The organism is Brevundimonas sp. (assembly GCF_036659295.1).
Classification (GTDB): domain Bacteria; phylum Pseudomonadota; class Alphaproteobacteria; order Caulobacterales; family Caulobacteraceae; genus Brevundimonas.
Map to the genome: position 1 here is coordinate 1 of NZ_JAVXCU010000082.1, position 10,143 is coordinate 10,143.

General features: G+C 59.0%; 8 protein-coding genes. 6 read left to right on the plus strand and 2 right to left on the minus strand.

Translation table 11 applies throughout. From position 1 onward, the window contains the following. The coding region (locus RSB01_RS11870) for a class I tRNA ligase family protein (RefSeq protein WP_332625525.1) at positions 1 to 1,577 on the plus strand (1,577 nt) is incomplete at its 5' end. Further along, positions 1,574 to 2,308: a TlyA family RNA methyltransferase gene (locus RSB01_RS11875; protein WP_332591885.1), complete on the plus strand. Its 735-nt coding sequence runs from the start codon at positions 1,574 to 1,576 to the stop codon at positions 2,306 to 2,308. The genes RSB01_RS11870 and RSB01_RS11875, both read left to right, overlap by 4 nt. An 84-nt stretch (positions 2,309 to 2,392) precedes the next feature. Here RSB01_RS11875 and RSB01_RS11880 read toward each other — a convergent pair whose 3' ends face one another. Continuing rightward, positions 2,393 to 2,971 (minus strand): glycine zipper 2TM domain-containing protein, encoded by a 579-nt coding sequence (locus tag RSB01_RS11880; RefSeq protein WP_332625527.1) that lies wholly within the window; start codon positions 2,969 to 2,971, stop codon positions 2,393 to 2,395. 156 nt (positions 2,972 to 3,127) lie between these two features. Between RSB01_RS11880 and RSB01_RS11885 the strand changes: the two genes are divergently transcribed. Both RSB01_RS11885 and RSB01_RS11890 read left to right on the plus strand, forming a co-directional pair. Then, a complete protein-coding gene (locus RSB01_RS11885) occupies positions 3,128 to 4,372 on the plus strand; it encodes a class I SAM-dependent RNA methyltransferase (RefSeq protein ID WP_332591928.1) in 1,245 nt (414 codons plus the stop codon). An 11-nt stretch (positions 4,373 to 4,383) separates the two neighbouring features. Then, positions 4,384 to 4,788 carry a hypothetical protein gene (locus RSB01_RS11890; protein ID WP_332591927.1) on the plus strand — a complete coding sequence of 135 codons (405 nt, stop codon included), beginning with the start codon at positions 4,384 to 4,386 and terminating at the stop codon, positions 4,786 to 4,788. Positions 4,789 to 4,797: 9 nt separating this feature from the next. On the opposite strand, the gene RSB01_RS11895 is transcribed toward RSB01_RS11890, so the two are convergent. Then, positions 4,798 to 5,910 (minus strand): PA0069 family radical SAM protein, encoded by a 1,113-nt coding sequence (locus RSB01_RS11895; protein WP_332591926.1) that lies wholly within the window; start codon positions 5,908 to 5,910, stop codon positions 4,798 to 4,800. A gap of 369 nt (positions 5,911 to 6,279) precedes the next feature. Here RSB01_RS11895 and dnaE point away from each other — a divergent pair, with 369 nt between their 5' ends. Together dnaE and RSB01_RS11905 are read left to right on the plus strand one after the other, a co-directional pair. After that, a complete protein-coding gene (gene dnaE / locus RSB01_RS11900; protein ID WP_332625529.1) occupies positions 6,280 to 9,735 on the plus strand; it encodes a DNA polymerase III subunit alpha in 3,456 nt (1,151 codons plus the stop codon). Further along, entirely contained in the window at positions 9,735 to 10,094 is a 360-nt protein-coding gene (locus RSB01_RS11905) for a GFA family protein (protein WP_332620562.1), read from the plus strand. Before dnaE ends, RSB01_RS11905 begins: the two co-directional genes overlap by 1 nt. The last annotated feature ends 49 nt before the right edge of the window (positions 10,095 to 10,143 follow it).

A 10,143-nucleotide genomic window follows, 5' to 3' on the forward strand; every position in this document is an offset into this window, starting at 1 on the left:
GGGTTGATGCCAAGACCATGGCCCAACCAGCCCTAAAGGCCGTTCAAGATGGTGAAACTGTCTTCGAGCCGAAGTCCTACGAGAAGATCTATTTCGAGTGGCTGAACAATATCGAGCCGTGGTGTGTTTCGCGCCAACTGTGGTGGGGCCACCAGATTCCGGCATGGTACGGTCCTGACGGCGAAATCTTCGTTGCTGAAACCGAGGAAGAGGCGCGCGCCGAAGCCGAGGCTAAGCTGGGTGCTGGCGTTGTCCTGACCCGCGAAGAAGACGTTCTGGACACCTGGTTCAGCTCGGCTCTGTGGCCGTTCTCGACCATGGGCTGGCCGGAAAAGACCGACGATCTGGCGCGTTTCTATCCGACGGCTGATCTGGTCACGGCAGCGGACATCATCTTCTTCTGGGTTGCCCGCATGATGATGATGGGCAAGCACTTCATGGGCGATGCGCCGTTCAAGCGTGTCATCATCAATGGCCTCGTCCGTGACGAGAAGGGCCATAAGATGTCGAAGTCCAAGGGCAACGTCATCGACCCGCTGGAGATCGTCGACGAGCTGGGTGCTGACCCGCTGCGCTTTACTATGGCGATCCTGTCGGGCACGCGCGACATTAAATTGTCGAAGCAACGCATTGAAGGTTATCGTAATTTTGGAACCAAGCTGTGGAATGCCGCACGCTTTAGCCAGATGAACGAATGCGCCCGCATTGACGGTTTCGACCCGTCGAACGTGGAGCAGACCATCAACCGCTGGATCCGTGGCGAACTGACCAAGGCCCAGCGTTCGATCTCGGAAGCGATCGAAGGTGGCCGTTTCGACGATGCTGCCACCGCACTGTACCGCTATATCTGGAACGTGTTCTGCGACTGGTATCTGGAACTGGCCAAGCCGGTGTTCCAGGGTACTGACGAAGCCGCCAAGGCCGAGACCCGCGCCATGACCGCATGGGTTCTGGACGAGACTCTGAAGCTGCTGCATCCGGTGATGCCGTACATCACCGAGGAACTGTGGGCCGAACTGGGTAAAACCGGTCCGGCGCGTGAAAGCCTGCTGATCGGTGCGGCTTGGCCGGAACTGCCGGAGAGCTATATCGACGCCTCGGCCGAGCAGGAAATCGGTTGGGTTGTTGATCTGATCGGCGAGCTGCGCGGTCTGCGCGCCGAAATGAATGTGCCGCCGTCGGCCAAGCCGCCGCTGGCCTTCGTGGGTGCCGATGACAGCATCAAGGCGCTGGTCGAGCGTCACCGTCCGCTGATCCTGACGCTGGGCCGTGTGTCCGAAGTGTCGGTGCTGGATGCTGCGCCGTCGGGCGCTGTGACCTGTGTGTCGAGTGGTGCGACCGTGGCCTTGTCGCTGGCCGACTTCATTGACCTGAACGCCGAAAAGGCACGTCTGGCCAAGGAAGTTGCCGTGTTTGAAAGCGATATCGGCCACTACAACAAAAAGCTGGGCAACCCGAACTTTGTGTCGCGTGCTGCACCGGAAGTGGTCGAAGAACAGCGCCAGAAACTGGCCGATGCCGAAGCGGGCAAGGCCAAGCTGGTCGCGGCTCTGGCTCGACTGGAAGCAATGGCGTGAGCCGTATCAGGCTCGACCAACACCTTGTGAACCTTGGACTGGCCGAAAGCCGGTCCAAGGCCAAGGCTGCCATTGAGGCGGGGAATGTCAGCGTGGACGGTGAGGTGGCTAAGGCCGCCTCGCTGAAAGTACTGGAAGATGCCGTCATTCAATACACCGCCGCGCACCGCTGGGTCGGGCGAGGTGCATTGAAGCTGGAAAAGGCTTTCGAGCTTTGGCCGCTGGATGTCGCGGGCAAGGTTGTGATGGATGTCGGTGCCTCTACGGGCGGCTTTACCGAGGTGTGCCTTGATAAGGGTGCGGCCAAGGTTTTTGCCGTCGATGTGGGGCAGGGGCAGATGCACGCGAAGATCGCTGCCGATCCGCGCGTAGTGAACTTTGAAAAGACCGATGCGCGTGAACTGACAACAGAACAGATCACCGAGGCCCCAAGCCTGATCGTCTGTGATGCCAGCTTTATCAGCCTGTCAAAAGTGCTGCCGGTGCCGCTGTCTCTGGCGGCGGACGGGGCGCATCTGATGACATTGGTAAAGCCCCAGTTCGAGGCGGATGGTCCATCGGGTGTGGGCAAGAAGGGCGTTGTCAAAGACCCCGAGGCCCATCAGGCGGCGGTGACCAAGGTGCGTGACTGGCTGGAAAGTATTGGCTGGGCCGTGCAGGACGTGGCGAACAGTCCGATCACCGGTGGAGACGGCAATACCGAATTCCTGCTCTGGGCACGCAAAACCTAGAAACAATACCCCGAAATAGAATGAGGGCCGCCGGAGTGATCCGGCGGCCCTCTTCGCATCGTCAATCGACAGGGGGGCTGAAGTTTAATCGACGATGCGATAGCGGCCGTTATTGTCCGGGCAGGTACGGACATGGCGGGTTTCTACGCGACCATCCGGCATACGAATTTCGCTTTCGGCCAGACGGCAACCATCATCGACCGGAGCCGGTTTGGAATAGCCGCGGTCATAGTCTTGAGGATAGTCGCGGTAATAGTCGTAGCTGTCGTCACGGCGGTTATCACGCGGATCATAGGTCGGGGCGGTCGGGCGTGTTTCGTAATAGACCGGCGCGGCGGGCGGATAATCACCAGGGGTGCAGGCGGCCGTGCTGCGACCAACACCGGCACCGATTGCGGCACCCAGAACGCCGCCCAGCAGGCTGCCTTCGGTGCGACGACCGCGCGAGGCGACTTGCGAGCCGGCAATAGCGCCAATGGCAGCACCCAACATGCCCGAGCCTGCCTGACGCTGGCGCTGATCACGAACGCATGGGTCGTAATAGGCCTGGTTCTGGCCATAGGAGCCGTAGGAGCCATAGTTTTGAGCCGAGGCCATGGTCGGCATGACCGTTGCGGCACATGCGATGGCGGCGAGTGCAAAGGCAGATTTCTTGGCGATCATTTTACCCGGCTCCTGTGAGGAGCGGCCATGAGGTCCGCTCCGTCTTGATGTCAGGATTAGCGGGATGAACCTGAACGGTATTTGAACAAACGCAGTGAAAGCTGTTCATTTTCGTTCACCTTTGTTTTTGCCGCTTTCTGTCGCTAGAAGCAGCACATGACTCAGACACTGACCATTACCCGCATGGGCCACCAGGGCGACGGGATCGCCGATACGCCGCATGGTGCCGTCTTCGTACCGGGGGCATTGCCGGGCGAGGTTGTCCGCGCCGAGGTAAAGGATGGCCGTGTCGAGAGCTTTGAAATTATCGAGGCCAGCGCTGATCGCCGCCCTAATTTTTCCGAAGCCTATGCCGAATGTGGCGTAGCGCCTCTCCAGCACTGGGCGGATGCGCCCTATCTGGAATGGAAGCGTGATGTCGTCGCTCACACGCTCAAGCGTGAAGGGCTGGAGACCGAGATCGAGGCGACGGTTGCAACGCCGCCCGCCACGCGCCGCCGTATTGCCCTGCATGCTCGTCGTGGTCCCAATGGCCGCGTGCTTCTGGGTTTCAAGGCGCGTCGTTCATGGCGTCTGGTCGAGGTGCGTGACTGTCCGGTGTCCGATCCTGCGCTGGTGGTGGCGTTTCCGGCGCTGGCGCGGGTGGCCGATGCGTTCCTGGTGCATCCGAAATCTGCACCGACATTGCATGCAACCCTGACCGATACGGGTATCGATCTGGATGTGACGGGCGTCGAAAAGCGTTCGGGCGGTCCGGGCGCAGACCAGATTGCCAAGGCGATTGCCGCAGCTGCCGAAGGTGGCCTGGCGCGTCTTAGCCTTGATGGCGATACGTTGGTCATGGAGCGCCAACCGCGCATCACGTTTGGCAGGGCATCTGTGCCGATCCCCGCTGGTGGATTCCTTCAGGCTTCGCCTGCGGCGGAACAGGCCATGGTGGAACGTGCCGTGGCTGCGGTTAAAGGCTCCAAGAAGGTAGCGGACCTGTTCTGCGGCGCAGGCACCTTTAGCTTCCCGCTGGCCGAGGTTGCCTCGGTGATGGCAGCAGATTCTGCGGCGTCCTCGATTGCCGCGCTGAAGGCAGGGCTTTCGACTGCACAAGGCTTGAAGGGTATCGAGGCGCAGGCCCGCGACCTGTTCCGTCGCCCGCTGTCGCCCTATGATCTCAAGGGTTGCGACGCCATCGTCATGGACCCGCCGCGTGCGGGGGCCTTGGAGCAAACCCAGCAATTGCCGGGCACCAAGGTGCACACTGTTGTGGGCGTGTCGTGTAACCCGCAGACCTTTGCCCGCGATGCGCGCGTTCTGGTCGATGCCGGTTTTACACTGGAAAAAGTGACCCCGATTGACCAGTTCATCTGGTCCTCCCATATCGAATTGGTCGGCATCTTCCGCCGCTAGGGGTTTGAAAAATGACTGAAGCGCACGATGTCGACGATGTGGATGGCGGCGGGTTCGATTTCGATGACTGGGATCGTTTGAAACCGTTTACAGGCCGTGTTGCGACGCTGGACGATGTTCAGTCCAAGGCGGCTGTGTTTGCTCTGGGCGATACCGAGCGTCCTTATCCTATGGACATTGAGTTGCCCCAGCCTGCCATCTGGTGGGATGAAGACGGCGAAAAGCCGGTCATCATTGTTCAGGCCGAAATCCATACCAACTCCGATGACGAGGAGATGGAGGTTTACGGTCTGATCCTACCCGACGGTGACGGAGCGGTTGCCTTGAGTGAAGACGTTGATCTGGTGGATGCGACCGATGCTGCATGGCGCAAACTGGTCGAGGACTTCATCGACCCGTCTGCCGCCAACGACTGAGCCACGCATTCAGCCTTCGAACAGATCCATTTGCGGTCTGGCTTCGGGCGGTAGTCGGAACTGGCTTGTATCCAGCGGCTGATAGGTCTTTTCCAGACCATAACGTTTGATCGCCGCCTTGAAACGGGTGGCAATCAGGTCTGCGACAGGGCCTGTGCCACGCATGCGCTGTGACCAGTCGGCGTCATAGTCTTTGCCGCCGCGTGTCTGCCGGATCAGTGACATGACACGCGATGCACGATCGGGCCGTGCCTCGTCCAGCCATTCACGGAACAGGTCCTTGATTTCGTGGGGCAGGCGCAAGGTGACATACATAGCCCCTGTCGCACCGGCCTTGCGGGCAGCCTCCAGCACTGCCTCCATCTCGTGATCGTTCAAGCCGGGTATGACGGGGGCGAAGCCGACGCTGACAGGGCAACCTGCATCCCTAAGGCGGCTGATGGCTTCCAGTCTGCGCTCGGGTGTGGCGGCGCGCGGTTCCATGGCGCGGGCCAGCTTGCGGTCCAGAGTGGTGATGGAAATACAGGCTACCGCCAGATTACGACGGCCCATATCGCCTAGAATATCGGCATCACGGGCAATCAGGGCTGATTTGCTGATGATCGACAAAGGATGGTTGTAGCGCTGCAGGACTTCCAGAAGTTGCCGTGTGAGCAGGGTGTCACGCTCGACGGACTGGTAGGGATCTGTATTGCCACCAATATGGATCGGGCGGCATTGGTAACGCGGTGCCGCCAGCTCTTTTGCCAGTAATTCTGCGCCGTCAGGTTTGTAGAAAAGACGGCTCTCGAAATCGAGCCCTGCGGACAGGCCCATATAGGTGTGGCTGGGGCGAGCATAACAATAGATGCAGCCGTGCATGCAGCCGACATAGGGATTGATGGAGCGGTCAAATCCGATATCGGGGCTGTCATTACGGCTGATGATGGTCCGTGATTTTAGCGGAGACAGCGTTGTCTCGATCTGGGCAGGGACATCATTGCCCGTCCAGCCATCATCGAACTCGACCTTCTCATAAGTTTCAAAACGCCCTGATCGATTAGAGCGCGCACCGCGTCCGCGTGCGCCACCCTCTGGCACACCCGGACCGCTCGGCTGTATTCTGGCTTGGGGGAAGGGCATGGGAGATGAGCATGAATGAAACAAAATAGGAACATCATATAAGGCCCATGTTGCGGCATCGGGCAATGCAGTGAGAACAAAATCGGAACAATTTTTATAAAACTGCGTGTTTTTGCTTGCGGACGCGAAAAATCTGGATCAGAACAAATCAAGAACTTAATCCATGTGTGGGGATAAGCCGATGTCGCGACGTTTCAAAGATCTCTTGGCTCTTGCTTCCTGCGGGAGCTTTGTGTGGATGGTCTGGCACGCTGCCTTTTTGGTATCGTGATGGATGCGGCCATGCTTTTGCCCTTTGCTGGAGCGACAGGGCGACTCCGCGCACAATAGCGATACAGCCCGAACTTGCGGGTGTTTGGAGTAGGTTGGGTGTCCCAGACCACTGACAGCGCCGGCTTTGTTCATCTTCGCGTTCGCAGCGCCTATTCGCTGCTCGAGGGAGCGATCAAGGCGGGTAAGATCGGCAAGATGGCCGCCGATGCAGGAATGCCTGCTGTGGCTGTCGCGGACCGCTCGAACCTGTTTGGTGCGCTGGAGTTCAGCCAGTCGGTCAAGGATGCAGGGGTTCAGCCGATTGTCGGCTGTGCCTTGCCGGTCTTCGGTATCGGTGGCCGTAAGACCGAGCGCTGGGCCAAGGTGCCGACCATTATGCTCTTGGCGCAGAACGAGCAGGGCTGGCTCAATCTGTGTGCGCTGTCGTCTTCATCCTTCCTGGATACCATCGACATGCCCGAGGCCGGTGTGCCGTGGGAAATGATTGCGGAAAAGTCCGAAGGCCTGATCCTGCTGTCGGGTGGTCCTGACGGACCTGTTGATCCGTTGTTTGCGCAAGGCAAGGCCGATGAAGGGCGCGAAGCCCTCGAGGCTATGAAGCTGGTCTTCGGTGATCGCTTTTATGTCGAGTTGCAGCGCCACAACCTGCCGGAGGAACTGGCGGCCGAAAGTGGTCTGGTCGAATGGGCCTATGAGCGCGACGTGCCGCTGGTTGCGACCAATGATGTCTATTTCGCCAAGGCTTCTCAGGCCAAGGCCCATGATGCGCTGTTGTGTATTTCTGACGGCGCTTTCACGGGGCAGGAGGAGCGCCGCCGCGTCACGGGTGAACATTGGTTCAAGTCGCCCGAAGATATGCGGACGCTGTTTTCGGACCTGCCCGAAGCTTGCGACAATACGCTGGAAGTTGCGCGGCGCTGTGCCTTCCTCGTGCAGACGCAAAAACCTATTCTGCCGCGTTTTGATACGGGGGCAGGGCGTTCCGAGAATGATGAACTGGCCCACCAGGCCCGCGAAGGGCTGAAGGCGCGCCTGTCCAAAAATCAGGCCTTCGCGCCTGAGCAGGAATACTGGGATCGTTTGGAATGGGAAGTCGGGATCATCCAGCAGATGGGGTTCCCGGGCTACTTCCTGATCGTTTCTGACTTTATCAAATGGGCCAAGCTGCATGACATTCCGGTCGGGCCTGGTCGTGGTTCCGGTGCCGGTTCTCTGGTGGCGTGGTCGCTGACGATTACCGACCTTGATCCGCTGCGTTTTGGCTTGCTGTTCGAGCGTTTCTTGAACCCCGAACGCGTATCGATGCCCGACTTCGATATCGACTTCTGTCAGGAGCGTCGCGAAGAGGTCATCGACTACGTCCAGAATTTCTACGGTAAGGACCGCGTCGCCCAGATCATTACCTTCGGTACGCTTCAGGCCCGCGCGGTGTTGCGCGATGTCGGCCGTGTGCTGCAAATGCCATTTGGTCAGGTGGACCGTCTGGCCAAGATGGTGCCCGCTAATCCGGCTAATCCAGTAACGCTGGCTCAGGCTGTCGATATGGAGCCGCGTTTGCGCGAAATGCGCGACGCGGAGCCGGCGGTGAAAACGCTGCTTGATACGTCGCTAGAGCTTGAAGGGCTGTACCGGAACGCCTCTACCCACGCGGCAGGGATCGTGATCGGGGACCGTCCACTGACGGAACTGGTTCCGCTGTATCAGGACCCTCGTTCGACGATTCCGGCCTCCCAGTTCAACATGAAATGGGTTGAGCCTGCGGGTCTAGTGAAGTTCGACTTCCTTGGTCTGAAGACCCTGACGGTGCTGGACCGCGCCAAAGGCTTCCTTGATCGTCGCGGAGCAGGGCCGGAATGGAACCTGCTGCCACTTGATGATGCCAAGACCTACGAACTGATGGCTTCTGGCCAGACGGTTGGTGTGTTCCAGCTTGAATCGCAGGGCATGCGCGACACGCTGCGCAAAATGCGATGCGGTTCGATTGAAGAGATCACGGCTCTGATCTCGCTGTATCGCCCCGGCCCGATGGAGATGATCGACACCTATATCGACCGTAAGTTTGGTCGAGCCGAGGTGGATTATCTGCACCCGAGCCTGAAAGATGTGCTGACCGAAACCTATGGGGTCATCATCTATCAGGAACAGGTGATGAAGATCGCGCAGGTTCTTGCGGGCTACAGCCTCGGTGAAGCTGACCTTCTACGTCGCGCCATGGGTAAAAAGAAGAAGGAGGAGATGGATTTCCAGCGCCTCCGCTTCGTTAAGGGCGCGTCGGAAAAGGATGTTCCTGAAGAACAGTCGGGTTCCATTTTCGACCTTGTGGCCAAGTTTGCGGGCTATGGTTTCAACAAGTCGCACGCTGCGGCCTATGCGCTGATCTCGTTCCAGACGGGTTGGCTGAAAGCCAACCATCCGGTCGAGTTCTTTGCGGCTTCGATGTCGCTGGACTTGTCGAACACAGACAAGCTTGCTGTTTTCTATCAGGACTGCCGCCGGTTCGAAGTTCCGGTTCTAGCGCCCGATATCAACCGCTCGTCTGGTGACTTTGATGTTGCGTGGGAAGACGGGCAGGGCAGCGTGCTCTATGCGCTGGGGGCCATCCGCAATGTTGGGCTAGAGGCGATGAACCATGTGGTTCAGAACCGCAACGAAGGCGGACCTTTTGTGGACATCTTCGATTTTCTGGAACGTGTTGATCCCAAGGTGGTCAACAAGCGCGCTCTGGAAGGTCTGGCGCGTGCGGGCGCGTTTGACGGCATCCATCAAAACCGTCGCCAGTTGTTCGAGCAGGCCGATGTGCTGGTGGCCTATTGCCAAAGCGTTGCTGCCGAACGGGCATCGTCGCAGGTCAGTCTCTTCGGGGCGGACCAAGCGGGGGCGTCGAGGCCTCGCCTTAGAAATGTAGAGCCTTGGGCGGGCCCTGAAAAGCTGGATCAGGAACTGGCAGCTGTTGGCTTCTACCTGTCGGGCCACCCGCTTGAGGAACTGACGCCTGCGCTGAAACGCAAGCGTGTGACCTTTGTCGCCGAGGCTCAAGGGTTGGCAGAGGCGGGACACGAAGCTTTCCAGATGGCGGGCGTGGTACGCCGCAAACAGGAACGTGCCAGTATGAAATCTGGCGAAAAATTCGCTTTCGTGACCTTCTCTGATCCGACGGGCGAGTTCGAATGTATGTTCCCGCCGGAGCAGTTGCGGCGTTGTCGCGAAGTCCTCGAAGTTGGCACCTCGGTTCTGGTCAAGGTGCGAGCCAAGGCGTCGGACGGAGAGGTGCGCTTCTTTGGCGATGATGCCAGCCGCATGGATGTGCTGCTGGATGATGCCAATATCGGCTTGCGTGTTATTATATCGTCAAATGGTGCCGACCCTGACGCGCTCAAATCGCGACTGGAGCGTGCCCGCGCCAATGGCAAGGGTGGGGAGGTCTGGCTTCAGACAACCCTGCAGGGACGCACCGAGGTCGAGGTGAAGCTGCCCGGCCGATATCGTCTGGATGCCGCCTTGCGCGGTGCGCTTAAAACGGTTCCGGGTGTGATCATGCTGGAGGATGCCTGATGACGAATACCGCTACACATAAAGGCTCGTGCCATTGCGGCGCTGTGGCTTACGAGGTCGAGGTCGGAATGGACGGCCTGATCGAGTGCAACTGTTCGCACTGCTATCGCAAAGGCTTCGTCTTGGCGTTTGCGCCGCGTTCGGCGTTTCGTCTGTTGAAAGGCGAGGAGGCGACAACCTCCTATCTTTTCAATCACCACAAGATCGAACACCGCTTTTGCAAGACCTGCGGCGTCCAGCCGTTTGGCTATGGTGTTGCCCCTGACGGATCCGAGGTTGCGGCGATCAATATACGCACATTGACCGATGTCGAACCTTGGGACTGGACGGCCTCGCGCGTGGATGGACGCAGCTTCTAAGCCAGCTTGCGTTTATTGAGGCGCTAAGTTCGCGCAACCTATTGCTTTT

Excerpts from the sequence above, each read along its gene's own strand:
- RSB01_RS11880 (WP_332625527.1), bottom strand. The coding sequence starts at position 2,971 with ATGATCGCCAAGAAATCTGCCTTTGCACTCGCCGCCATCGCATGTGCC.
- RSB01_RS11885 (WP_332591928.1), top strand. The coding sequence starts at position 3,128 with ATGACTCAGACACTGACCATTACCCGCATGGGCCACCAGGGCGACGGG.
- RSB01_RS11890 (WP_332591927.1), top strand. The coding sequence starts at position 4,384 with ATGACTGAAGCGCACGATGTCGACGATGTGGATGGCGGCGGGTTCGAT.
- RSB01_RS11895 (WP_332591926.1), bottom strand. The coding sequence starts at position 5,910 with ATGCCCTTCCCCCAAGCCAGAATACAGCCGAGCGGTCCGGGTGTGCCA.
- RSB01_RS11905 (WP_332620562.1), top strand. The coding sequence starts at position 9,735 with ATGACGAATACCGCTACACATAAAGGCTCGTGCCATTGCGGCGCTGTG.